At 73.9% G+C, this 24,129-nt stretch carries 20 protein-coding genes; 13 read left to right on the top strand and 7 right to left on the bottom strand.

The genetic code is table 11. The annotated features are described in order from the left end of the window. Complete coding sequence (locus ABT158_RS24840; protein WP_352357204.1) at positions 1-1,140, top strand: VWA domain-containing protein; 1,140 nt, start codon at positions 1-3, stop codon at positions 1,138-1,140. Between the two features lie 60 nt (positions 1,141-1,200). Here ABT158_RS24840 and ABT158_RS24835 read toward each other — a convergent pair whose 3' ends face one another. Continuing rightward, entirely contained in the window at positions 1,201-2,649 is a 1,449-nt protein-coding gene (locus tag ABT158_RS24835) for a DHA2 family efflux MFS transporter permease subunit (protein ID WP_352357132.1), read from the bottom strand. A 99-nt stretch (positions 2,650-2,748) separates the two neighbouring features. On the opposite strand from ABT158_RS24835, the gene ABT158_RS24830 reads away from it, so the two are divergent. The 4 genes from ABT158_RS24830 (at position 2,749) to ABT158_RS24815 (ending at position 6,748) form a co-directional block, all read left to right on the top strand. Beyond that, a complete protein-coding gene (locus tag ABT158_RS24830) occupies positions 2,749-3,477 on the top strand; it encodes a TetR/AcrR family transcriptional regulator C-terminal domain-containing protein (RefSeq protein ID WP_352357130.1) in 729 nt (242 codons plus the stop codon). Positions 3,478-3,539: 62 nt separating this feature from the next. Then, entirely contained in the window at positions 3,540-4,931 is a 1,392-nt protein-coding gene (locus tag ABT158_RS24825; RefSeq protein ID WP_352357128.1) for an MFS transporter, read from the top strand. 100 nt (positions 4,932-5,031) lie between these two features. Next, entirely contained in the window at positions 5,032-6,036 is a 1,005-nt protein-coding gene (locus ABT158_RS24820) for an enolase C-terminal domain-like protein (RefSeq protein WP_352357126.1), read from the top strand. A gap of 55 nt (positions 6,037-6,091) precedes the next feature. Beyond that, complete coding sequence (locus ABT158_RS24815) at positions 6,092-6,748, top strand: class I SAM-dependent methyltransferase (RefSeq protein WP_352357124.1); 657 nt, start codon at positions 6,092-6,094, stop codon at positions 6,746-6,748. 61 nt (positions 6,749-6,809) lie between these two features. Here the strand turns inward: ABT158_RS24815 and ABT158_RS24810 are convergent, their stop codons facing one another. Further along, a complete protein-coding gene (locus ABT158_RS24810) occupies positions 6,810-7,784 on the bottom strand; it encodes a BtrH N-terminal domain-containing protein (RefSeq protein WP_352357122.1) in 975 nt (324 codons plus the stop codon). A 104-nt stretch (positions 7,785-7,888) separates the two neighbouring features. On the opposite strand from ABT158_RS24810, the gene ABT158_RS24805 reads away from it, so the two are divergent. Beyond that, the gene (locus ABT158_RS24805; RefSeq protein ID WP_352357120.1) at positions 7,889-8,770 is read left to right on the top strand and encodes an alpha/beta fold hydrolase; all 882 of its coding nucleotides are present in this window, start codon (positions 7,889-7,891) and stop codon (positions 8,768-8,770) included. Here ABT158_RS24805 and ABT158_RS24800 read toward each other — a convergent pair. Together ABT158_RS24800 and ABT158_RS24795 are read right to left on the bottom strand one after the other, a co-directional pair. Beyond that, complete coding sequence (locus ABT158_RS24800; RefSeq protein ID WP_352357118.1) at positions 8,756-9,031, bottom strand: hypothetical protein; 276 nt, start codon at positions 9,029-9,031, stop codon at positions 8,756-8,758. The genes ABT158_RS24805 and ABT158_RS24800 overlap by 15 nt on opposite strands. Before the next feature lie 68 nt (positions 9,032-9,099). After that, positions 9,100-10,530, bottom strand: coding sequence for an LCP family protein (locus tag ABT158_RS24795; RefSeq protein ID WP_352357116.1), 1,431 nt, complete (start codon positions 10,528-10,530; stop codon positions 9,100-9,102). Positions 10,531-10,673: 143 nt separating this feature from the next. Here ABT158_RS24795 and ABT158_RS24790 point away from each other — a divergent pair, with 143 nt between their 5' ends. After that, on the top strand, positions 10,674-11,534 hold the full coding sequence (locus tag ABT158_RS24790; protein WP_352357114.1) for an enoyl-CoA hydratase-related protein: 861 nt from the start codon (positions 10,674-10,676) through the stop codon (positions 11,532-11,534). Between the two features lies 1 nt (position 11,535). Next, positions 11,536-12,453, top strand: a complete 918-nt coding sequence (locus ABT158_RS24785; protein WP_352357112.1) for an alpha/beta hydrolase — start codon at positions 11,536-11,538, stop codon at positions 12,451-12,453. Here the strand turns inward: ABT158_RS24785 and ABT158_RS24780 are convergent. Further along, complete coding sequence (locus ABT158_RS24780) at positions 12,426-13,919, bottom strand: alpha/beta hydrolase family protein (RefSeq protein WP_352357110.1); 1,494 nt, start codon at positions 13,917-13,919, stop codon at positions 12,426-12,428. The genes ABT158_RS24785 and ABT158_RS24780 overlap by 28 nt on opposite strands. A gap of 107 nt (positions 13,920-14,026) precedes the next feature. Here ABT158_RS24780 and ABT158_RS24775 point away from each other — a divergent pair, with 107 nt between their 5' ends. Continuing rightward, the gene (locus ABT158_RS24775) at positions 14,027-15,136 is read left to right on the top strand and encodes an exonuclease SbcCD subunit D (protein ID WP_352357108.1); all 1,110 of its coding nucleotides are present in this window, start codon (positions 14,027-14,029) and stop codon (positions 15,134-15,136) included. Then, the gene (locus ABT158_RS24770) at positions 15,137-18,664 is read left to right on the top strand and encodes an AAA family ATPase (RefSeq protein ID WP_352357106.1); all 3,528 of its coding nucleotides are present in this window, start codon (positions 15,137-15,139) and stop codon (positions 18,662-18,664) included. Here the strand turns inward: ABT158_RS24770 and ABT158_RS24765 are convergent. Further along, the gene (locus ABT158_RS24765; protein ID WP_352357104.1) at positions 18,657-19,706 is read right to left on the bottom strand and encodes a LacI family DNA-binding transcriptional regulator; all 1,050 of its coding nucleotides are present in this window, start codon (positions 19,704-19,706) and stop codon (positions 18,657-18,659) included. The two genes, ABT158_RS24770 and ABT158_RS24765, sit on opposite strands and share 8 nt — an antisense overlap. Before the next feature lie 75 nt (positions 19,707-19,781). Here ABT158_RS24765 and ABT158_RS24760 point away from each other — a divergent pair, with 75 nt between their 5' ends. Beyond that, positions 19,782-19,976 carry a hypothetical protein gene (locus ABT158_RS24760; RefSeq protein ID WP_352357102.1) on the top strand — a complete coding sequence of 65 codons (195 nt, stop codon included), beginning with the start codon at positions 19,782-19,784 and terminating at the stop codon, positions 19,974-19,976. 709 nt (positions 19,977-20,685) lie between these two features. Here the strand turns inward: ABT158_RS24760 and ABT158_RS24755 are convergent. Then, positions 20,686-21,312, bottom strand: coding sequence for an HAD family hydrolase (locus tag ABT158_RS24755; RefSeq protein ID WP_352357202.1), 627 nt, complete (start codon positions 21,310-21,312; stop codon positions 20,686-20,688). A 129-nt stretch (positions 21,313-21,441) separates the two neighbouring features. On the opposite strand from ABT158_RS24755, the gene ABT158_RS24750 reads away from it, so the two are divergent. Next, a complete protein-coding gene (locus tag ABT158_RS24750) occupies positions 21,442-22,731 on the top strand; it encodes an MFS transporter (RefSeq protein WP_352357100.1) in 1,290 nt (429 codons plus the stop codon). Between the two features lie 74 nt (positions 22,732-22,805). Continuing rightward, positions 22,806-24,122 carry an NAD(P)/FAD-dependent oxidoreductase gene (locus ABT158_RS24745; protein WP_352357098.1) on the top strand — a complete coding sequence of 439 codons (1,317 nt, stop codon included), beginning with the start codon at positions 22,806-22,808 and terminating at the stop codon, positions 24,120-24,122. The last annotated feature ends 7 nt before the right edge of the window (positions 24,123-24,129 follow it).

Below are 24,129 nucleotides of genomic sequence, written 5' to 3'. Positions count from 1 at the left end.
ATGCGCAGGTGGCGGCTGGTGCTCGGGGGCGGCGACGCCGACGGCACCGGCTGCGCCCTGCAGGGTGCCGACGCGCAGATGGACGCGGCCCTGGCCGCCGTCTACGACCACGACGGCCGCGAGGGGCAGAGCCGGCGCGAGGGCGGCCTCGGGGCGTCCGCGCCGCGGGTGGCCCGCTGGCTGGGCGACATCCGCACGTACTTCCCGTCCACGGTCGTCCAGGTCATGCAGAAGGACGCGATCGAGCGGCTGAACCTCACCAGGCTGCTGCTCGAACCGGAGATGCTGGAGGCCGTGGAGCCCGACGTGCACCTGGTCGGCACGCTGCTGGCGCTCAACCGGGTGATGCCCGCGCAGGCCCGCGAGTCGGCCAGGGCGGTGGTGCGCAAGGTCGTCGACGAGCTCGAACGCCGGCTGGCCGACCGCACCAGGGCGGCGGTGACGGGCGCGCTCGACCGTTCGGCGCGCACCCACCGGCCCAGGCGGGTGGCCGACATCGACTGGGACCGGACGATCCGGGCGAACCTCAAGAACTACCTGCCCGACCGGAACACGGTGGTCCCGTCGCGGCTCGTCGGCTACGCGCGCCGGCAGCGGTCGGTGCAGCGCGAGGTGGTGCTCTGCATCGACCAGAGCGGTTCGATGGCGGCCTCGGTGGTGTATTCGAGCGTGTTCGGGGCGGTCCTGGCCTCGATGCGGTCGCTGAAGACGTCGCTGGTGGTGTTCGACACGGCGGTGGTCGACCTGACCGAGCAGTTGCACGACCCGGTCGAGCTGCTGTTCGGCACCCAGCTCGGCGGCGGCACCGACATCAACCGGGCGATCGCCTACTGCCAGGGCCTCGTCACCCGCCCGGCCGACTCCGTCTTCGTCCTGGTCAGCGACCTGTACGAGGGCGGCGTGCGGGAGGAGATGCTGCGCCGGGTGGCGGCGATGACCCAGGCCGGCGTGCAGGTGATCGTGCTGCTCGCGCTCTCCGACGAGGGCGCGCCCTTCTACGACCACGACAACGCCGCCGCGCTGGCCGCGATGGGCGTGCCCGCGTTCGCCTGCACCCCCGACGCCTTCCCCGACCTGATGGCCGCCGCCATCGAACGCCGCGACATCGCGCGCTGGGCCGAACGCCACGTCAGCAGCTGACCCGGGCGCGCGAACGGCCGCGGCTCCACCCCCGCAGGGGAGCCGCGGCCGGGCCGGCGGTCAGTGGCCGGCCTGTTCGGGGCGGGCCTTGCGCGGCATGAGGAACGACAGGGCGAACGTCACCGCCAGCAGCCCGACCTCGACCCAGACGGTCACCTGCATCGCCGAGCCGAAGCTCCACTCGTCCTTGAGCAGGTTGAAGAAGAGCGTGCCGAGCACGGCGGTGCCGAGCGCGCCGCCGAGCTGCTGGACGGCGGTCATCGTGCCCGACGCCGACCCCGACTCGTGCGGCTCGACGCCGGCCAGCACGATGTCGAAGAACGGCGCCATGGTCAGGCCCATGCCGATGCCGACCAGCGCCAGCCCGGGGGCGAGCTGCCAGACGCCGACGTCGGTGCCGGCCAGCTGGATGGTCACCCCGAGCACGGCCGCGCCGGCGGCCATCACGACCACGCCGATCTGCAGCAGCCCGCGGCCCAGCTTCTCCTGGAGCCCGGACATGGCCAGGCCGAAGCCGAGCACGCCGCCGACCGCCTGGGGAAGGCTGGCCAGGCCCGCCTTGAGCGGGCTGAAGTGCAGGCCGGCCTGCATGTAGATGCTGAAGACCAGGCTGAGGCCGATCATGCCGGAGAAGAACGCCAGACCGGCCACCAGGCCCCCGGAGAAGGCCCGCTTGCGGAACAGGCTGGGCGTGACCAGCGGGTCCTTGCCGGACGCGGCGCGGCGCGACTCGTACCGGCCGAACAGGGCGAAGACGACCAGCGAGGCGGCCATCGAGACGAACGTCCAGGCGGGCCAGCCGAGCTCGCGGCCCTGGATCAGCGGGTAGATCAGCAGGAACCCGGCGACCGAGACCAGGCCGACGCCGACCAGGTCGAGCCGGGTGGCGTTCGAGAGGCGGAACTCGGGCAGGAAGCGGATGCCGGCGACGGCGGCGGCCAGGCCGATGGGCAGGTTGATCAGGAAGATCATGCGCCAGCCGGTGCCGAAGAAGTCGGCGTCGACCAGCCAGCCGGCCAGCACGGGCCCGCCGACCGACGAGATCGTCATGACGGGCCCGAACATGCCGAACGCCTTGCCCATCTCCTGCGGCGGGAACATCTCCTTGATCAGCCCCAGCCCCTGCGGCAACATCACGGCGCCGAACAGGCCCTGCAGCACCCGGCTGGCGATGAGCATCTCGGGGCTGCCCGCCACTCCGCACAGCAGCGAGGCGGCGGTGAAGCCGAAGGCGCCGATGAGGAACATGCGCTTGCGGCCGAACAGGTCGCCGAGCCGCCCGCCGGTGACCAGGCCGACGGCCATGGCCAGCGTGTAGCCGGCGCCGAGCCACTGCACGAGGCTGTCGCTGCCGCCCAGGTCGGCGCGGATGGTGGGGGCGGCGATCGTGGTGATCAGCGCGTCGAGCAGGTCCATCACCTCGGCGGCCAGGATCACGAAAAGGGCGGCCCAGCGCCACCGGTAGGGCGCGACGGCCTCCGTGGCCTGCCCCGCATTGGTCACTGTCACAGGAACTCCTTCAGAACGCCGTTCTTGGTTACGAACACTGTTCGTTTACGAACACCGTTTTAGTGGCGAACGGTGTTCGTGTCAAGTACAGTGTTCGCCATGGGGAGCAAGGAAGAAGCGGTGCCGGTGCCGCCGTGGCGCAAGTCCCGCAAGCAACCGCAGATCAGGCGGCAGCTCAGCCAGGAGCTCATCGTCGAGACCGGGCTGCGCGTCCTCGACGCCGAAGGGCTCGACGCGCTCAGCATGAGACGCGTCGCCCAGGAGCTCGACACCGGCCCCGCCTCGCTGTACGCCCACGTGGCCAACAAGGAGGAGCTGCTCGAACTGGTCTACGACCGGGTGCTCGGCGAGATCAGGCTGCCCGAGCGCGACCCGGCCCAGTGGAAGGACCAGCTCAGGTCGTACGCGCTGGAGGTCTACCGGGTGCTCAACAGGCACGCCGACGTCGCCAGGGCGGCCCTGGCGAACATCCCCTCGGGCGGCAACTCCCTGCGCACCGGCGAGTTCGTCTACGGCCTGCTGCTGGAGGCCGGCATGCCGCCGCGCGAGGCCGCCCTGTGCCTCGACCGCCTGTCCCTCTACCTCATCGGCGACGCCTACGAGGGCTCGGTGCACATCAGCCGGATGCGCGCCGCCGGCCTGTCCTCGCAGGAGGAGTACTTCGCCTCCTTCGCCGGCCAGATCGCCGACTACTACCGCGCCCTGCCCCGCGACCGCTTCCCCTACCTGGTCGAGCACATCGACGACCTGATCGACGCCGGCGGCGAGGAACGTTTCCGCTACGGCCTGGAACTGCTGCTCGACGGCATCGAGTCGCGCATGCCTTAGGCCCAATTGCCTAGGCCCCGCGCCCGATGTGCCGGTCCGGGCTTCCTCGTAGCTTTACCGTCATGACTACGACTGTTGATCCGATCGAGGACGTCGCCCCGGCCCCGGCCGGGGTGTTGTCCGCGCAGTACCGGGCGCTCAGCGTCGGCCTGGTCGCGCTCGTCATGCTGGTGGCCTTCGAGGCGATGGCGGTGGCGACCGCGATGCCGATCGTGGCCCGCGACCTCGACGGCATGCCCCTGTACAACCTGGCCTTCAGCGCCACCCTCGCGGCCAGCGTGATCGCGACCGTGCTCGGCGGCAGGTGGAGCGACGTGCGGGGGCCGGTGCAGCCGATCGCCGTCGGCGTGGTCGCCTTCGTGGCCGGGCTGCTGGTCGCCGGGTTCGCGCCCACGATGGAGGTGCTGGTCGCCGGGCGGTTCGTCCAGGGGCTCGGCGCCGGGTTGATCCAGGTGTCCCTGTACGTGCTGGTCGCCCGGGTCTTCCCAGGGGCCATGCATCCCAAGGTGTTCGCGTTGTTCTCGGCCGCCTGGGTGGTGCCCTCCATGATCGGCCCGGCCATCGCCGGGTTCGTCGTGGAGAACGTGAGCTGGCGTTGGATCTTCCTCGGCGTCTCCGCGCTGGTCATCCCCGCGGCGCTGCTGCTGTGGCGCGGCACCGCGGGCCGCTCGGCCGAGCGCGGCTCCGCCGAACCCGCCCCCGGCATCGGCCGCAAGCTCGTCTGGGCCACGCTGACCGCCGTCGCCGCCGCCCTCATCCAGTACGGCAGCGCCGCGAAGCTGGACGGCCTGCCGCTGCTCGTGGCCGGCGTCGTCCTGCTGGCCGTGGCCCTGCCCAGGCTGCTGCTGCCCGGCTCGCTGCGCGCCGCCCGCGGCCTGCCGTCCGCCCCCGTGCTGCGCGGCCTGGCCTACGGCTCGCTCATGGCCGCCGAGGTGCTCATCCCGCTCATGCTGATGAAGGAGCGCGGCCTGACCGCCACCGGCGCGGGCGTCGTCCTCACGGTGGGGGCGCTCGGCTGGTCCACCGGCTCCTGGATCAAGGGCCGCGGCACGATCAGCCACATGGCCGCCATCCGCGGCGGCGCCGCGATGATCGCCGTCGGCATCGCGCTGGTGTCGCTCGTGCTCGTGGACTCCCTGCCCATCGCGATCGCCTACGTCGCCATGGCCGTCTCCGGCCTCGGCATCGGCGCGCTGCACCCCACGGTGTCCGTGCTGGTGCTGGAGATGTCCAAGGAGGGGGAGGAGGGGCAGAACAGCGCGGCCGTGGGCGTCGGCGAGTCGGTGTTCACCGTCGTGGCCGTCGCCGTCAGCGGCGCCCTGTTCACCGCCACGGGCGAGAACTACGCCGTGGGGCTCGGATTCACCGTCGTGCTCGCCGTCCTGGCCGTCGTGCTGGCCCCCCGTTTTGTGCAGTCCGCCAAGGCAGGCACTATGGAAGGGACCGCGTCATAGTGATGAGAACGTCATAGTGCTGAGAACGCTGCCAAACGCATCGGCGTGGATGGCCTTCACCAGGCGCGACGACTCTCTCGTCATGGCTTAAGGGGGGTTCATGCCGCGAGTGCGGGAGCTGGAGGTCTTCCGGCTGGTCCTGCCGTACGGCGCGAGGTCGGAGAGCCTGCTCGTCAAGCTCACCGACCACGGCGGCATGACCGGCTGGGGCGAGGCCCTCTCACCGGAGCCCAAAGCCTGGTCGCGGCTGGAGGAGTCGCTGGCCGCGCTGCTGATCGGCGTCGACTGGGAGCACCCCGACGCCGTGCCGAGCGGCGATCCGGCCGTCGACATGGCCTGCTGGGACCTGTGGACCAGGATGCGCGGCGTGCCGCTCGCGCACGCGATCGGCGGCACCCGCACCTCGGTGATGGCCACCGTGCGCCTGGCGCCCGACCCGTCCGTCGAGAGCCTGGTCGCCCGCGTCAACCAGCAGGTCTGCGCCGGTTACGGGCACGTCACCCTCGACATCAGGCCCGGCTGGGACGTCGAGCCCGTCCGCGCGGTGCGGCGCGCCTACCCCGCCCTGACTTTGGCCGTCGACGGCGGCAACGCCTACACCGACCTCGGCCAGCTCGTCGCCCTCGACTCCTACGGCCTGGAGGTCATCGAGCGGCCCTTCCCGCTCGGCGACGTGCACGCGCACGCCGCGCTCCAGGACGACGTGGCCGCCTCGGTCGCCGTCGAGGTGCGCTCGACCGCCGAGCTGGACGACTACCTGACCCTGCGCGCCGCCAGGGTGCTCCTGCTGCGCCCCACCGCCTTCCCGTCGTTGTCGGAGGCCCGCCGGGCGCACGACCGGGCCGCCGCCGCCGGCTGGGACATCCAGTGCGCGGGCGGCCAGGGAGCCGGCCTGGCCAGGGCGGCCACGGTGGCGGTCGCCAGCCTGCCCGGCTGCACGCTGCCGTGCGACGTCACCCAGCCGCCGAAGCAGAACCAGATCGTCACGCCGCTGGTGGGCGCGAACGCGGGCGTCATCGCCGTCCCGCTCACCCAGCCCGGCCTGGGCCACACGATCGACGAGACCCGCCTCGGCCGCCTGGCCAAGGAGTCCTTCCACGCATGACCGGCCCGCATGACCGGCCCGCACGACCGCCCCGCATGATCGACCCGGAGCACCGATGACCGAGCGCGACCCCGACGCCGACGCCAGGCGGCTGGCCGCCCGATCGCTGGCCGCCGACGACCCGACCGGCTGGTTCGAGGACCTCTACGCCGAGTCGGCGACCGGCGACGCGAGCGTGCCCTGGGACTCGCGCACCCCGCACTTCCTGCTCGTGGAGTGGACCGCCGGACGCGGCCCCGGCGGCGGGCGGGCGCTCGTGGTGGGCGCGGGCCTGGGCGACGACGCCGAGCACGTGGCGGCCCTCGGGCACGCGACGGTCGCCTTCGACGTGAGCGCGTCGGCCGTGCGCCTGGCCCGCGAGCGGTTCCCGGACAGCCCGGTCGACTACGTCACCGCCGACCTGCTCGACCCGCCCGCCGCCTGGCGGCACGCCTTCGACCTGGTGGTGGAGATCATGACCGTGCAGGCCCTTCCGGAGGAGCTGCACGCCCGCGCCACCGAGAGCGTCGCCGGGTTCGTCCGCCCCGGGGGCACGCTGCTGGTGATCGCGTCCGGCCGCGAGGACGGCGGGCCGGTCGGCGCGCCGCCGTGGCCGCTGACGGCGTCGGAGATCGCGGCGTTCGCGACCGGCGGGCTGACGGCGGAGCGGATCGAGGACCTGCGCGACGGCGGACGCCATCGCTGGCGAGCCACCTTCCGCCGCCCCCGCTGACGCCATCGCCGGCGCGCGACCTTCCGCCGCCCCCGCTGACCCCGGCCGGTCTCCGTCCCTGTCACGCCGCCTCGTACAGCGTCTCCATGGCCAGGCGCTCGCGCACGGCCAGGTCGTACAGCAGCGTCCCCGCCTGGTCGAGCGGCTGCTGCCGGCCGGTCTCCCCGGCCTGGGCCAGCAGGTCGGCCACCTCGCTCCACTTGGGCGCCAGCGCCATGTACGCCTGGCAGGCCGTCTCCAGGGCCTTGCCGGGCGCGATCATCTGGGCCTCGGCCAGGAACTCGGTGTAGAGGTTGCGGAAGAACGCGCCGCCCGTGCCGCCCCGCTCCATGAGGTTGGCCGTACGCGTGAGCTGCGCGGTCGGCCCGCGCTCCAGCCAGGTGGGGATGAGCGCGGCGGCCTGCTCGATGCCCCGGTAGCCGACGTTCCGCATCGCCGGGTTGAGGAAGGCGGCGGCGGTGGACCGGACGGCCGTCCTGACGGACTGCGGCAGGTCGGGCTCGGCGCACGGCCCCACCGTGTACGACAGGTTGTGCGCCGTCATCGGCCCGGTCGCCGCGCGGGCCCGTTCGAGCGAGTCGAGCGGGACCCGGTTGCGGGTGCCGTGCTGGGCGGTGTCCACGAGATGGGCGTGGCCCTCGTCGTAGCCGACCATCGCCACGTAGTGGCCGCCGAAGTGGTAGGGCGTCCTGACGTAGTCGAGGTGGAAGCAGTCGAGCCGGATCCCGACGGGGGTGCCCTCGTCGAGGTGCCGGCGGACGTTCGACCAGGCCGTGATGGGGGAGGAGGTCTCCTGCGTGTCCAGCGTGAACCCGAGCGCGGCGGCCAGCTTCTCGGTGAGCGCGTGCGGCTTGACCCGCCCGCCGATCAGCGGGACGTCCAGCGAGCCGCTGTCCCAGTAGATGAAGCTCAGCCCCTCACCCAGCCCGAACAGCATCGCCTCCGACAGCTCCACGCCCGCGTGCCGCAGCAGCGTGCCGGCGGTGGTCGTCTCACAGTGACGCCCTTCGAAGGGCGGGGCCAGATCGATGAGCACAAGCCCAGTGTGCAGGATGACCTGCGGATTCACCCGCCGGGCGGCCCGGCGTGCCCCGGAAAACCGGTGGAAGTGCCCCGAGGTGCGCACGGGATGATGGGCGCATGAGCACCTTGGTCGCACCTCCTGCCCGCACCGGCGCCGAACGCCTGCCCGATGGCCGCCTGCTGGGCTGGGCCGAGTGGGGGCCGCCGGACGGGAGGCCGGTCCTGCTCTCCCCGGGGGCCGCCACCAGCCGCCGGCTCGGCATGGGCGCGGCGGCGCCCGACGACCTCGGCGTGCGGCTGATCTCCCTGGACCGGCCCGGCCTGGGCGCCTCCACCCCCGCGCCGGGCCGCACGTTCGCCGGCTTCGCCGCCGACGTCGAGGTCTTCGCCGGGCTGCGCGGCCTCGGGCGTCCGGCCATGGTGGGCAACTCGCAGGGCGCGCCGTTCGCGCTCGCCTGCGCCGCCGCCGGCGTGACCGGCGCGCTGGCCCTGGTCTCGGCCGCCGACGAGGTGGCCGACCCGCGCTTCGCCGGTGCGCTGCCCGCCGAGCTGCGGCAGTTGACGGACCTGGCCACGCACGACCCGCAGGCCGCCGAGCGGATCTTCGCGGGCTTCACCCCGCAGGCGATGTGGGACCTGGTGATGGGCGGCAGCCCGGCCTGCGACCTGGCCGTCTACCAGCGGCCCGAGTTCGCCGCCGGATACCGCGAGGCGCTGGGGGAGGCGTTCGCGCAGGGGCCGGCCGGTTACGCCCGCGACACCGTCCTGGCGATGGGCCGCTGGGGCGTCGACCTGTCGTCGATCACGGTGCCGGTCGACGTCTGGTACGGCGAGCTCGACGCCACCCACTCGCCCGACCTGGGGGAGGGACTGACCGCCCGCATCCCGGGAGCCGTGCGGCACGTCGTGCCCGGCGCCGGCGGCGCGCTGCTGTGGACGCACCCCCACCGGATCCTGCGCGCCCTCCTGGACCGCCGGCCCGCCTCAGCCCAGCGGTGAGTCCTGGGCGAAGGTGATCACCATGTACCGGCCGTTGGAGTAGCTGACCACCGGCCGGCCGAGCAGCTCGCCCACCTTGCGGGCGACCCCCTGGAACACCTCCACCAGCTCGGCGCTGTCGGCGCTCACCCTGAACCGGCCGTTCTCGGCCAGCTGCTGCGCCACGAGGGGGACGAAGCCGGCCTCGGCCCGCACTCTCTCCTCGGCGTCGAGTGGGGTGCGCCGGACGGCGGGTGAGCTGCCGAGGGGGTGGGACATCATGAATCTCCTCCAGGTTTGCCGGGTTCCCCAGCATGCCATCCGTGACCGGGGTCGTCAGGGCGTCCGGCTCAACCCGCGCCGCATCCCTCGGTGAGCCCCTTGGTCGGCGGCGCGGAGGGCTTGCCGGACTTCGCGGGCGAGGGGTCGCCCGTGGCCGACGCCGTGGCCGACGGGGTCGCCGAGGCGGCGACCGCGGACGTGGCCGCGGCCGAGTCGCGCACGGCCTTGGCGGTCAGCCGGCGGATCTTGTCCCAGTCGGGGTAGCCGGTGCTGATCAGCGGCGGCACGAACTGCAGGCTGGTCACCTTCGCGTTCTTGACCTTGAGCGCGAGCGGCACCAGGTTCGTCAGCATCGAGCGCGGGATGTCGGTCCTGATCAGCTCCTTGGCGGCCAGCGCGATCCGGTTGAACCGGACCAGCACGGTCGCCGGGTCGGCCTGGTCCAGCAGCGCGCCGAGCACGCAGCGCTGCCGCCGCATCCTGGTGTAGTCGTCGCTGAAGGTGCGGGAGCGGGCGTACCACATCGCGTCGGCGCCCTTGAGCTTCCTGGTGCCGGCCTTGACCAGGCCCTCGTTGTACTTGCCGAACACCACGTCCTGCTCGACGGTGAGCGTGATGCCGCCGATGGCGTCGATGAGCCGGGCGAAGCCCCACATGTTGACCAGGGCGTACCAGTCGATCTTCAGGTCGAGGGTGTAGCCGATGGTGTCCATGAGCACCTGCGGGCCCTGCTGCCGGCGGCCACCGAAGATCTCCGGGTGGGCGTCGGCGTACTCCCAGACGCTGTTGAGCAGGTCGCTGCGGCCGCCGCCCGGGTCGGGCGGCAGGCGGAAGCCGCCAGGGAAACGCTGGGCCATGGGCGTGCCGGGGCGGAAGCGCACGTTCTCCAGGTTGCGCGGGAGGCTGACCAGCACGGTGTTGCCGGACTTCACGTCGATGCTGGCCACGTTCATGCTGTCGGTGCGCACGCCGGTGCGGTTGTCGTCGGCGTCGCCGCCGAGGAGCAGGATGTTGACCCGGTCACGACCGGCCCACGGGTCCCGCGGCGGCTCCTGCCCGGCCGGGACGGCGGGTTCGGCCGGCTCGGGGCCGGTGAAGATGTCGTCGAGGGTCTTCTGGGACGTCCACACGTTCTGCGCGACCAGCCCGAACGGCACCACCACGGCGACGGCGAGCAGCCCCGCGAGGGTGCCGGCCAGGATCTGGCCGTTCTGCGACAGCCGCCCGGGACGCAGCACCACGAAGGAGTGCACGATCACCGCGAACCAGGCGACGCCCAGCGCCGCGGCTCCGACGACGATCGCGGTCAGCCACGAGTCCTGGGTCAGCGAGCCCGGCAGGTTGTCGGTCGTCAGCGCGAGCGCCAGCAGCGCCAGCAGGCCGGCGAAGTAGCACGACAGCAGGATCAGGCCGGCCGTGCGCCGGCCGGCACGCAGATGGGCGGCCCCTGGCGCCAGCGCCGAGAGCGCCAGCCAGCCGAGGACCGCTCCCGCGCTCACCGGTTCCTTACCCTGCACGGCATCCCCGTTCCCCGAACTCCACCGTAACCCGCAGGCACGGACAGCGCGGGCAGCCTACGCATCGGATGCGAAATATGTCTTTATCGGAGGGTGAACATCGGTAACCGAATAAGATTCGGGTCATGGCCTTCTCCGAGATCGAGTACCACGTGGCCGATCGCGTCGCCACCATCACACTGTCTCGCCCCGAGCGGCTCAACGCCTTCACCCTGACCATGCGCGCCGAGCTGATCAGCGCGTTCGACCTCGCCGACGCCGACGACGACGTGCGCGCGGTGGTCGTCACGGGCGCCGGGCGGGCCTTCTGCGCGGGGGCCGACCTGGGCGGCGGCGGGGGCACGTTCGGCCACCGGGCGGAGGCCGAGCTGGTCGAGGGCGCGCCGCGCGACGGCGGCGGCACGGTCGCGCTGCGGATCGCCGCCTCGCTCAAGCCCGTCATCGCCGCGATCAACGGCCCGGCGGTGGGCGTGGGCGTCACGATGACGCTGCCCATGGACGTCCGGCTGGCCGCCGAGAGCGCCAGGTTCGGGTTCGTGTTCGCCCGGCGCGGCATCGTCACCGAGGCGGCGTCGAGCTGGTTCCTGCCCCGGGTGGTCGGCATCTCCCGGGCCATGGAGTGGGCGGTGACCGGCCGGGTCTTCCCCGCCGCCGAGGCGCTGGAGGGCCGCCTGGTCTCGCGGGTGCTGCCGGACGAGGAGCTGCTGCCCGCCGCGTACGCGCTGGGCCGCGAGATCGCCGAGAACACCTCGGCCGTCTCCGTCGCGGCCGTGCGCAGGCTGATGTGGTCGGGCCTGTCGGCCGCCTCGCCGTGGGAGGCGCACGCCGCCGACTCCAGGCTCATGGCCGAACTCGGGGGCGCGGCCGACACGGTGGAGGGGGTGACGGCGTTCCTGGAGAAGCGTCCGGCCGACTTCCCGATGAAGGTGAGCACCGACCTTCCGCCCGGCGTCCCCACATGGCCGGACAATCCATATTCTGTCTGATATGTACGAGATCACCGTTCTCCCCATGCAGCCCGACTTCGAGGGCGAGGTCGTCGCGACCCTGATCTCCAGGAGGACCGGTTCGCGCAGGGCGGTGCTCTACGTCCACGGGTTCACCGACTACTTCTTCCAGGACCATCTGGCCGACCACTACGTCCAGCGCGGCATCGACTTCTACGCCCTCGACCTGCGCAAGTACGGCCGCTCACTGCTCCCGCACCAGACCAGGGGGCTGATCAGGAGCGTCACCGACTACTTCCCCGAGATCGACGAGGCAGTCCGGCTCATCCGGCGCGACCACGACGAGCTGACCGTCAACGCCCACTCCACCGGCGGCCTGATCGCCGCGCTGTGGGCCGACCGGGTCCGCGGCCGGGGGCTGGTGCAGGGGCTCGTGCTCAACAGCCCGTTCCTCGACCTCAACGTGCCGGCCCCGCTCCGGCTGGCCGCCGACCTGCTCAAGACCCCGATGTCCTACGTCCGGCGGCCGCTGCCCCTCGGCATCAGCACCGCCTACGGCCAGAGCCTGCACCGCACCGAACAGGGCGAATGGGACTACGACCTGGAGCTCAAGCCGCTGGTCGGGTTCTCCGTGCACGCCATGTGGCTGGCCGCCATCCGGCGGGCCCAGCGGCGGCTGCACCGCGGGCTGGCGGTGGACGTGCCGGTGCTCGTCCTGGCCTCCTCCACGGGCCTGCGGGTACGCGACTTCGTGCCCGAGGCGCGCTCGGCCGACATCGTGCTCGACCCGGAGCACATGGCCCGCTGGGCCACCTCGATCGGCCCCCACGTCACCTGCGTGCGCATCCAGGACGGCGTGCACGACCTGGTGCTGTCGGCCGAGCCCGCGCGCAAGCAGGTCTTCGCCGAGCTCGACCGCTGGATGAACGCCTACCAGGGGAAGGCGAACAGGCCGTAGTAGGCCGCCGCGACCAGGAGCAGCCCGGTGCCGCCGAGCACGCCGCCGATCGCCACGTACTGCCACCGGGTGGGCTGCATGCCCTCGCGCAGCGCCGACACGTACGCGGCCACCGCCGTGACCTCCTGGACCAGCATGAGCACGGCCAGCACGCGGACCACCAGCCAGCCGGCCAGCACGGCCGGCCAGGCGCCCGCCTGGTTCACCGAGAACAGCACCAGCAGCATGATGAACGCCACGACCGAGGCCAGCAGGCCGAGGCCCGTCCACGCCATCCTGCGCAGCCTGCGCCTGATCGGCGGCCACAGCCGGGCGTTGGTCTCGACCGGCCGACTGCCCTGGCCGCGCAGCCGGACGACCATCGCCGCCACCGGGCCGGCCACGTACCCGACGGCGGCCAGGCAGATGGTCAGCCCGAGCATCGTGCCGCCCGCGTACCAGGGGGCCGCGGGCACGTCGCTGGCCTCGAACCGCTGGACCGGCGTGCTGCCCGCCATGTGCGCCGCCGGCCTGGCGGTGCCCGGCAGGCCGGTGATCCAGTTGGCCAGCGTCTCCAGGTAGCCCTTGGTGAACGGGCCGCCGTTGACCCGCATGGCGTGGTCGCCCTTGTCCATGAAGCGGATCGTGTACCGGTCGTTGCCCGCCTCGGTGAGCGCCGTGACCAGCGCCTTGGTGGACTCCACGAAGGGGATCGAGGGGTCGGTCGTGCCGTAGAACGCCAGGACCGGCTGCTTGACCTGACGTAAGGCCGGCATCGCGTCGTAACGCAGGAAGGTGAAGCCGACGCCGCCCATCGCCCTGGTCAGCAGGTCGCGGGCGCCGATGGGGGCGTGCAGCCGCAGCAGCTGCTCGTTCAGGGCCCAGGCGACCTGGCGCAGCGGCGAGACGTTCGGCGAGGAGACCAGCACCGCGAAGCCCACCGCCGTGCTCTTCGCCGCCGCGATCGGGACGACCCAGCCGCCCTCGCTGACCCCCCACAGCCCGACGCGCGAGGCGTCCACCTCCGGCCGGGTGCGCAGGTACTGCACCATGCGCAGCGCGTCGTCGGCCAGCAGCCCGAAGTCGCGGTCGCGGAAGTCGTAGCCGACCGTCCGCTTGTCGAACGCGATCGTCGCCACGCCCGCCCTGGCCAGGAACTCCGCCTGCGGCGTGAACTCCGTCCGCGACCCGTTGCCCGACCCCGACACGAACACCATCGCCGGATGCGGGCCGGGCGAGAGCGGCACGCGTAAGGTGCCCTCCAGGCGCTGGCCCTCGGCCGGCAGCGAGATCTCCTCCCGCCGCACGGGGGTGGCCGCCACCACCGGGCGTAGCTCGTCGGCCGGTTGCGGGGGAATCGCGGCGAACGCCGGATCCGCCTTCAGCGGCGGCGGGTCGAACGCGGGCGGCAACACGTAGCCGACCGACGCGAGAGCCACCAGCACCAGGCCGGCGGCGACGCTCAAGGTGCCACGGCCAGTGCGCATCGGCCTCCCCATGTGCGTTGGTTTGCCCGCCGATCATCCAGCCTACTCCCGGCTTCTGTGACGGGAGGGGCCGCATTTGTCGGTGAGAGATGTTAGCTTCCTGCGACATGCGGATCCTGCACACCTCCGACTGGCACCTCGGGCGCTCCTTCCATCGGGAGAGCCTGCTCGGGGCGCAGGCCGCGTTCGTCGACCACCTGGTCGAGACGGTGCGGGCCGAGCGGGTCGACGTCGTGGCCGTCTCCGGCGACGTCTACGACCGCGCCCTGCCGCCGGTCGACGCGGTGGCCCTGCTCTCCGACGCGCTGGCCCGGCTGCGCGCCGCCGGGGCGCGGGTGGTGCTGATCAGCGGCAACCACGACTCTGCGCTGCGGCTGGGGTTCGGGTCGGCGCTGTTCGAGTCCTCGGGGGTGCACGTCCGCACCGAGCCCGCGCAGTCGTGGGAGCCGGTGCTGGTCGGCGACGTCGCCTTCTACGGCATCCCCTACCTGGAGCCCGAACTGGTGCGCACCCCCTGGCAGCTGCCCGACCGCGGCCACACCGCCGCGATCTCCCACGCGATGAGCCGCGTGCGCGCCGACGCCGTCCGCCATCGGGCCGCCGTCGTGCTGGCCCACTGCTTCGTGACCGGCGGGCAGGCCAGCGACAGCGAGCGCGACATCAGCGTGGGCGGCGTGTCCCACGTCCCCCTGTCGGCCTTCGACGGCGTCGACTACGTCGCGCTCGGCCACCTGCACGGGCGGCAGCGCATGTCCGAGACCGTGCGCTACTCCGGCTCCCCGCTGGCCTACTCCTTCTCCGAGACCGGCCACGTCAAGGGCTGCTGGCTGGTCACGCTCGGCGCGGGCGTCGAGTTCGTGCCCGCACCCGTGCCCCGGCCGGTCGGGCGGCTCCGCGGCGACCTCGACGACCTGCTGACCCTGCCCGCCTTCGCCGCCTACGAAGACCACTGGCTGCAGATCACCCTGACCGACGCCGTCCGTCCCAAGCAGGCCATGGACCGGCTGCGGGCCCGGTTCCCGCACGCCCTCGCCCTGGCGTTCGACCCGGTGGGCGCGGCGCCCGCCGCCGGGCCGGTGCGGGTCAGCGGGCGGCCCGAGGCCGAGGTCGCCCTCGACTTCGTCCGCGAGGTGCGCGGCGAGCCCGCCGCGCCCGAGGAGGAAGAGCTGCTGAGACAGGCGGTCGAGGCGTCGCGGATGAAGGAGACGATGGCGTAGATGCGGCCGCACCTGCTCTCCCTCACGGCCTTCGGGTCCTTCCCCGGCACCGAGACGGTCGACTTCGACGCCCTCACCGAAGCGGGCCTGTTCCTCATCCACGGGCCCACCGGGGCGGGCAAGACCACGATCCTCGACGCGCTCTGCTTCGCCCTCTACGGCGTCGTGCCCGGCCAGCGCAACAGCGCCCGCAGCCTGCGCTGCGACCACGCGCCCGCCGGCGCCGGCCCTTCGGTGACGCTGGAGGTCACGATCCGGGGCCGTTCGCTGCGCATCCGGCGGTCGCCGTCGTGGCAGCGTCCCAAGCTGCGCGGCGCCGGGTTCACCGAGGAGAAGGCCAAGGTCGTCGTCGAGGAGCGCCGCGGGGCCGCCTGGCAGGGGCTCACGACCCGGCTCGACGAGGCAGGCGACCTGGTGGGCGGGCTGCTCGGGATGAACGCCGAGCAGTTCTGCCAGGTGGTGATGTTGCCGCAGGGCGACTTCGCCAAGTTCCTGCGCGCCGACGGCGACGACCGCGCCCGGCTGCTGGAGCGGCTGTTCACCGTCAAGGTGTTCACCCAGGCCGAGGCGTGGCTGGCCGAGCGGCGGCGGGCCACGGGGCGGGAGGAGCAGGAGCTGGGGCGCGAGGTCGCCTTCGCCGTCGAACGCCTGGAGGAGGCCGCCGGCCCCGTCCTCGCCTCCGCGCCGGACGGTGACGCCGCGGACGGCGGGCTGCCGTCCGCGGCGGACGATCCGCTCGGATGGGCCGGCGCGTTGCTGGACGCGGCGCGGGCCGTCGTCCACCGGTGCGAGGAGCGGCACGCCGCCGCGGGCGACGCCGTACGCGCGGCGCGGTCGCGGTTCGAGCAGGCCGCCGCCCTCGCCGAACGCCGCCGCCGGCACGCCGAGGCCCTGACCCTGCGCCGCACCCTCGACGAGCGCGCCGACGAACGCGCCGACCTCCAGGCCGTCATCGACGACGCCGCCCGCGCCGACCGCGTGCTCCCGCTCGTCACGGCCGCCGGGCAGCGCGCCGAGGCCGCCGCCAAGGCCCGCGCCATGGTCGCCGACGCCCTGGCCCGCGCCCGTCCCCTCCTCACCCGCCGATCCACGCCAGGCGTCGAGGGGCCCGCGAGCGGCGCGGAGCCGTCGGTGGAGGAGCTGGAGGGCCTGGAGCGGGAGCGCCGGGCCGAGCTGGCCCGGCTGTCGGAGCTGCTCACCGAGGAGGCCCGGCTGTCGGTCGTCCGGCGCGACCTGTCGCGGGTGGAGCAGGAGCTGGCCGAGCTGGTCAGCGCCGACGAGTCCGCCGCCGCGCGGCTCGCCGTCCTGCCCGGCCTGCTCGCCGACGCCGAGGGCAGGCTCGCCGGCGCGCGGGTGGCCGCGGCGCGCATCCCGGCGGCCCAGGCCGTCCGCGACGCCGCCGCCGACCTGATCGACGTCGACCGGGAGCTCGCCGCACTGGCCGGGGAGCTGGAGGCGCTGGCCCGGCGCGAGGCCGAGGTGGCGGCGGCCGAGGCCGAGCTGCCCGCCCGGCTGGCCGCGGCGGGCGCCGCCCTGGCCGAGGTGCGCGCCGAGGCGGCGGCCGTGCCCGCCGCCGCCGCCCGTCTCGACGCCGCCCGTGCCGTCCTGGAGGCCGCCCACCGCCGCGACGCCCTCGCCGCCGAGCTGGAGTCGGCCGCCGCCGCCCACCAGGTGCTGGTGGACCGCGCCCAGGAGACCCGCGAACGCTGGCTCGACCTGCGTCAGGCCAGGATCGACGGCATGGCGGCCGAGCTGGCCCGCGACCTGACCGACGGGCGTCCGTGCGCGGTCTGCGGCTCCGAGCACCACCCCGTGCCCGCCGCCCCGGCCCCCAGCGCGCCCTCGCCCGACGACGAGCACGCCGCCGAGACCGCCCACGAGGCGGCCGCCGCCGACCGGGAGGCCGCCGAACGCGCTCTGGCCTCCATCGAGTCCCGGCTCGCCGACGTCTCGGAGGCCACCGAGGGGCTGTCCGCCGACACCGCGGCCGGACGCGTGCTCGCGGCCGAGGAGGAGCTGGCCCGGCTGCGGTCGGTCGCCGACCGGGAGCCCGCCCTCGCCGACGCGCTCGACCGCCTCGAAGGCGACCGCGACCACGTCCGCGACCGGGCCAGGGAGATCGCCGAGGAGCTCGCCGCCCACCACGCCCACCGCACCCGGCTCACCGCCGAACGCACCCGCCTCCACACCCGTCTCGCCCAGACCCTGCACCCCAAGACCCTCCTCGCCGAGCGTCCGCTCACGGCAGACGCCCATCCTGAGGCCCCGGGTGAGGTCGACGGGAGGCGGGTGCTGGCCGCGGCCGAGGAGGAGCTGCGGCGGCTGGCCGCGGTGGCGGCCAAGGAGGCGGGGCTGGCGGCCGAGGTGGCCGCGCTCGGCCGCGAACGCGCCGAGCTGGAGGAGCGCGGACGCCGCATCGCGGCGCGGGTGGCGGCCGGCCGTACCAGACATGAGGAGCTGAGCGCGGACGCCGGGCGGCTGGGCGCGCGGCTCGACGCGGCCCGGGGCGGCGACCCGACCCTGACGGCCCGCCTGTCCAGGCTCCACGACGAGGCCGAGCTGCTGCGCGAGGCGCTGGAGGCCACCAGGGCGGCGGTCGCGGCCGCCGCCGAGCTCGACGCCGCGGCCGAGGCGGCCGGGCGGGCGGCGGCCGAGGCGGGGTTCGCCGACGTGCGGGAGGCCGAGGAGGCGTACCGGAGCCCGGCCGAGCGGGAGGGCAAGGCGGAGCTGCTGCGGCGGCTCGACGACCAGCACGCCGCCGTCACCGCCCTGCTCGCCGACCCCGAGCTGATCGCCGCGGCCGCCGAGCCCGCGCCCGATCTGGCGGCCGCCGAGGCCGACAGAGACGCGGCCGAGGAGGCGCACACGCGGCTGGCGAGCGAACGCGACCGCGCGGCGGCCAGAGCCGCCCGCCTCGCCGAGCTGCGCGAGGAGCTGGCCGCGCGCATCGAGCGATGGCGTCCCGCGGCCGAGCGGCACCGGCTGGCCGAACGCATGGCGGCGCTGGCCTCGGGCACGTCCGGCGACAACCAGTGGAACATGAGCCTCACGTCGTTCGTGCTGGGGGAGCGGCTCAGGCAGGTGGTCGACGCCGCCAACGAGCGCCTCGACCACATGTCGTCCGGCCGCTACCTGCTCCGGCACGACCTGCGCAAGACCGCCGGATCCCGGGCGCGGTCCGGCGGCGGCCTGGGCCTGAAGGTGGCCGACGCCTGGACCGGGGTCGACCGCGACCCGGCGACCCTGTCGGGCGGCGAGAGCTTCATCACCTCGCTCGCGCTCGCGCTCGGCCTGGCCGACGTGGTCACCGCCGAGGCGGGCGGCGCGGAGGTCGGCACCCTGTTCGTGGACGAGGGCTTCGGCACCCTCGACGAGGACACCCTCGACGACGTGCTCGACATCCTCGACGGGCTGCGCGACGGCGGACGCGCGGTCGGCATCGTCAGCCACGTCGGCGAGCTGCGTACCCGGATCCCCGTGCAGCTCAAGGTGGGCAAGACGCGCCGGGGCTCGACCCTGGTCAGCTAGGCGGCGGCGCGGTCGAGGCCCGCACGATCAGCTCGTACGGGAACAGCCGCCGCTCCGGCCGGGCCGCGGCCCCCGACAGCAGCAGCCGCCCGGCCGCCTCCCCGATCTCCTGCTTGGCCTGCCGGATCGTGGTGAGCCCCGCCTCCCGCGCCGCGCTGTCGGAGAACCCGACGACCGACAGCTCGCCCGGCACGTCGAGGCCCAGGTCGGCGGCGGCGTCGAGGACGCCGAGGGCGAGCACGTCGGTGTTGGTCAGGATCGCCGTGGGCCGGGGGTCCAGCCGCAGCAGCGCGTGGCCGGCCTTCCTGCCCGCCTCCCGCGAGTTCCTGGCGACCTCGTAGAAGGGCACGTCGTCCCAGTCGAGGCCGGCCTGCTCGCAGGCCGTCTGGTAGCCGCCGCGCCGGGCGCGCATCGCCGCGAACACCGCGCTCTCCTGGCGGGCGCGGTCGGCCCAGCCGGTGTGGCCGTCGTCGTGCAGGCCGACCATCGCCACCGCGACCCGCCGGTGCCCGAGGCCGAGCACGTGCGCGGCGGCGGCGGCCCCGGCGGCCGGCTCGTCGATGCCGACGAAGGGGTGGCCGGGCACGTACGGCTCGTCCACCACCACGACGGGCAGCTTCCTGGCCAGCACCTCGGCCAGCGCCGGATGGCCGTCGGGCAGCGAGACCACGCAGAACGCGTCGACCACCGCGTCGCGCACGGTGTCGCTGCGCCGGTCGCCGTGCGGCAGCGGCAGGATGAGCAGGCCCACCCCCGCCTCCTCGGCCGCCGTGGCGAGGCCCTGGAAGAAGCCGAGCGCGTACGGGTCGGCGAAGGCGTAGGCCAGCGTCTCGCTGAACAGCAGGCCGAGCGCGCCGGCGCGGCCGAGCCGGAGCGAGCGCGCCGTCGGGTTGGGGCCCGCGTAGCCGAGCTCGTCGGCCACCTCCAGGATGCGCCGCCGCAGCCCGTCGCTGAGCTGGTCGGGCCGGGAGAAGGCGTACGACACGGTGGCGCGGGACACGCCGAGCCTGTCGGCGATCGTCTGCAGGGTGACCCTTGCCATCGTCCAACCGTATCGAACGGCCTTGCCGGTGCGTTCTTAATTGATTAAGGTCTTAATTGATTAAGGAGGAGAGACATGGATGCCATGCAGGTTCTCGCGCACCGGACGGCGATGGGGTTCCGCGACTCGCTCGACGCGGCCCTGCCGGGGGCGCCGCGCAGGCGGGACCCGGAGCGGGTCGCCGTACGGGCGCGGCTCGCGCACTCACTACGCCGCACCGCCGACCGCCTCGACCCCACCTGCCCACCCACCCGCTACGGCGAGCTGTGACCGCCCCCTTCTCGTGAGACCGCGGCGGCCCCGAGGTCCCCGCCTGCCGGTCGCCCGGCCTGGACGCGCCCCGGCCGTTCAGGCTCGACCATGGGCCTGGTGCGGCGGGCCCTTCCCGTGAGAGCAGGGCATCCCGATGTCCCCGCCCAGCCGGTCCCTCACACCCGAGGCCCCGGCCGTGCAGGCTGGGAGCGTCGGTCGGGCGCGGCGAGCTGTGGCCGGGCCTTCTCGTAAGACCGGGGGCGGCCCCGCCCTGCCGGTGACCCGAGGCCCCGCTCGTTCGGGCTCGACCGTCAGGCCGGTGCAGCGAGGGTGTGACCGGCCCTTGGCGCCAAGGCAGCCCCCGGTTTCCTCGCCCCTGCCGACGCCCCCCGGTCCCTGGGGCCGGCTGCCTCCGCCCGGGAGATGGGGGCAGGCTGGGCGGGGCGTTGAGAGGGGCGATGCGCTGACCGCAGCAGCACAGATAGATGCCGAATGCCCTACCGAGCTGCGCGACCGGCGGGGGCGCAAAGAGGCGGAGGGGTTGGTCGGGAGCGTCAGGAGGGGCGGTGTGCCCCTCCCGGTGTCAGGAGGGGCCCAGGTCATCAGGAGGGGCAGGAGCCGGTCAGGGCGGCGCAAGGGGCCGGTCCGGGTGCCAGGGGCAGGGCTCCGGGTGTCACGGGCTGGGTGTCAGGGGTCGGGGCCGGGTGCCGGGGGGCAGGGGTGGGGGTTAGGGGAGGGTGGCTATCAGGTCGGGGATTGTGGTGGGGTCGTGGAAGAGGGTGGCGCCGAGGCCGGACAGGCGTGCGGGGGGCGTCAGGCCGCCCGCGAACGCCAGGCAGCGCATCCCCGCGCTCATCGCCGCCCGCACCCCGAACGGGCTGTCCTCGACCACCACGCACCCCTCCGGCGCGGCCCCCATGGTCGCCGCGGCGTGCAGGAACAGGTCGGGGGCGGGCTTGCCGCGGGCGACGTCCTCGGCGCTGAAGACGCGGCCGTCGAAACGCCGGGCCAGACCGGTCAGCTCCAGGCTGTTGCGGACGTTGGCGTGCCGGCCGTTGGAGGCCACGCAGTAGGGGATGTCCAGGCGGTCGAGGGCGGCCTCGATGCCCTCGATGACGCGCAGCTCGGTCTCCATCGCGGCCAGGTACTCCTGGGTGATCTGGTCACGCCAGCCCGGGGGCGTCTCGCCGACCTGCTCGTCCCAGTACTCGTTGCTGCAGCCGACGAAGCGCTCGGCGTACTCGCTCTCGTCGATCGTCCAGCCCAGGCGGCGCAGGGCGGCGGTGCCCACGCGTACCGAGATGCGCTCGCTGTCGACGAGCACCCCGTCACAGTCGAAGATGACCAGTTCCACGGCCAAGGTGCGATCCTCCCAAAAGGTGGCGTTTGCGGTCGAATCTATCGGGCGGCTGTGTGACATTGCGCAGGTGGTAGCGTCGTCGTACCGCTTGACAAGATGTCAGTCCGGACAGTGAGACACGAAGTGAAGACTTCCCCCCGGGCCTCGGCGCCCAGCACGACCAGGATCGCCATGGCCAGCCTCATGGGCACCGCGATCGAGTTCTACGACTTCTACATCTACGGGACCGCCGCCGCGCTGGTGCTCAACACCGCGTTCTTCCCCGGCATGGACCCGGTGGCCGGCCGGCTGGCCGCGTTCTCGACGTTCGCGGTGGCGTTCGTCTCGCGTCCGCTCGGGTCGGCGGTGTTCGGCCACTGGGGCGACCGCGTGGGGCGCAAGTCGATGCTGGTCGTCTCGCTGCTGGTGATGGGCCTGTCCACGGTGGCGATCGGGTTGCTGCCTGGGTACGCGGCCATCGGCGTGGCCGCGCCCGTGCTGCTGGTGCTGCTGCGCTTCACCCAGGGCATCGGCCTCGGCGGTGAGTGGGGCGGCGCGGCGCTGCTGGCCACCGAGCACGCCCCGCCCGGCAGGCGCGGCCGGTACGCGATGTTCCCCCAGCTCGGCCCCGCGGCCGGGTTCATCGTGGCCAACGGGCTGTTCCTGATCCTCGGCGAGACGCTGACCGACGAGCAGTTCGGCGGCTGGGGCTGGCGGCTGCCGTTCGTGGCCAGCCTGCTCCTCGTGGTCGTCGGCCTGTACGTGCGGCTGCGGATCTCCGAGACGCCCGTCTTCCGGGCCGCCCTCGACCAGCGCCGCATCGCCAAGGTGCCGTTCGCCGGGCTGATGCGCCACCAGTGGCGGCGGGTGCTGCCCGCCGCCGGGGCGATGACCGTCGCCTACACGCTCTTCTACACCGCCACCACCTACTGCCTGTCCTACGGCACCGCCACCCTCGGCATCCCGAAGACCACCATGCTGATCCTGACCATGGTCGGCGTGCTGTTCATGGCGGCGGGCACGGTCGTCTCGGCGGTGGTCAGCGACCGGCTGGGCCGCCGCCGCACCCTCCTCACCGGCACGGCCGTCGCCGTCGGGTGGGGGCTGGTGATGTTCCCGCTGATGGAGACCGGGTCGGTCGTCCTGGCCGGGGTGGCGCTGGCCGGCGCGCTCGGGCTGATGGGGCTGATCTTCGGGCCGATGGGGGCGTACCTGCCCGAGTTGTTCAGGACGGAGTTCCGCTACAGCGGCGCCTCGGTCGCCTACAGCCTCGGCGGCGTGCTGGGCGGGGCGGTGCCGCCGCTGGTCGCCACCAGCCTGCAGACGAGCGGCCTCGGCGTCATGGGCGTCGGCCTGTACGTCTCGGCGATGGCCCTGCTGAGCCTGCTCTGCCTGCTCGCCCTGCCGGAGACCGGCGACAGCTCACTCCGGTGATCCCGGCTTTCCTGTCACATCCGCAGGGGCTGTCCCGTCCTCCTGGTGAAGAACCTGATGAGGAGGAGCGGACGATGAGCAAGCACATTCTGATCGTCGGCGGTGGATATGTCGGGATGTACACGGCCCGCGGGCTGCGGCGGCTGATCCGGTCGGGCGAGGTGACGGTCACCGTGGTCGACCCGCGGGGCTACATGACGTACCAGCCGTTCCTGGCCGAGGCGGTCGGCGGGACGATCGAGCCGCGCCACGTCGTCGCCCCGCTCAACCGGGTGCTCAAAGGCGCGCGCGTGCTCACCGGCCACGTCACCCGCGTCGACCACGAGGCCCGCACCGCGCGGTTCCAGCCGGTCCAGGGGCCGGCCAGGACGCTCACGTACGACATCCTCGTGCTGGCGGCCGGGTCGATCACCCGCGCGCTGCCCATCCCGGGGCTGGCCGAGCACGCGGTCGGGTTCAAGAGCCTCGGCGAGGCCGTGCACCTGCGCAACCACGTCCTGGCCCAGCTCGCCGCGGCCGCCTCGACCGACGACCCGCTGGTGCGGCGCAGGGCGCTGACGTTCGTGGTGGTCGGCGGCGGGTTCTCGGGCGTCGAGGCGCTGGCCGAGATGCAGGGGCTGGCCGACGAGGCCCTGCGCTACCACGACGGGATCGAGCCCGCCGACCTGAGCTGGACCCTGGTCGAGGCGACCGGCGGCATCCTGCCCGAACTCCACCCCGGCCTCGGCCGCTGGACCGTGGACGCGCTGCGCGCCCGCGGCGTGGACGTGCGGCTGGAGACCCGGCTGAGCTCGGCCGAAGGCGGCGTGGCCCGGCTGTCGGACGGCACGTCGCTGGAGGCCGGGACGCTGGTGTGGGCGGCCGGCGGCCGGCCGAGCCCGCTCGCCGCCGACAGCGGGCTGCCCGTGGACGAGGCCGGACGGCTGCGGGCCACCGAATACCTGACGGTGGCCGGACTGGCGGACGCGTTCACGGCCGGCGACGGCGCGGCGGTGCCCGACCTGACCCGTCCGGGCGAGTTCACCGCGCCCAACGCGCAGCACGCGGTGCGCCAGGCCAAGCTGCTCGCCCGCAACCTGGCGGCCCACGTCAGGGGAGGCCGGTTGAAGGCGTACCGGCACGCGTACCTGGGGTCGGTGGCCGGGCTCGGCCACCACCAGGGCGTGGCCCAGGTGCACGCGATCCGGCTGACCGGGTTCCTGGGGTGGCTGGCGCACCGGGCGTACCACCTGGCGTGGGTGCCGACGTTCAACCACAAGGCGCGGGTGCTGGCGGACTGGGGGCTGTCGATGCTGTTCCGGCGGGAGGCCGTGCAGCTCACGGCCATCGAGCAGGCCGGGGAGGACTTCCGCCGGGCCCTGGCGGCCGACGACCTCGGCCGCGCCGCCTGATCCGCCC

It is taken from the genome of Nonomuraea sp. NPDC001636 (genome assembly GCF_040298265.1).
Classification (GTDB): Bacteria; Actinomycetota; Actinomycetes; order Streptosporangiales; family Streptosporangiaceae; genus Nonomuraea.
Note: the sequence above shows the minus strand (reverse complement) of the source record. Positions and strands in the feature narration are given on the sequence as shown.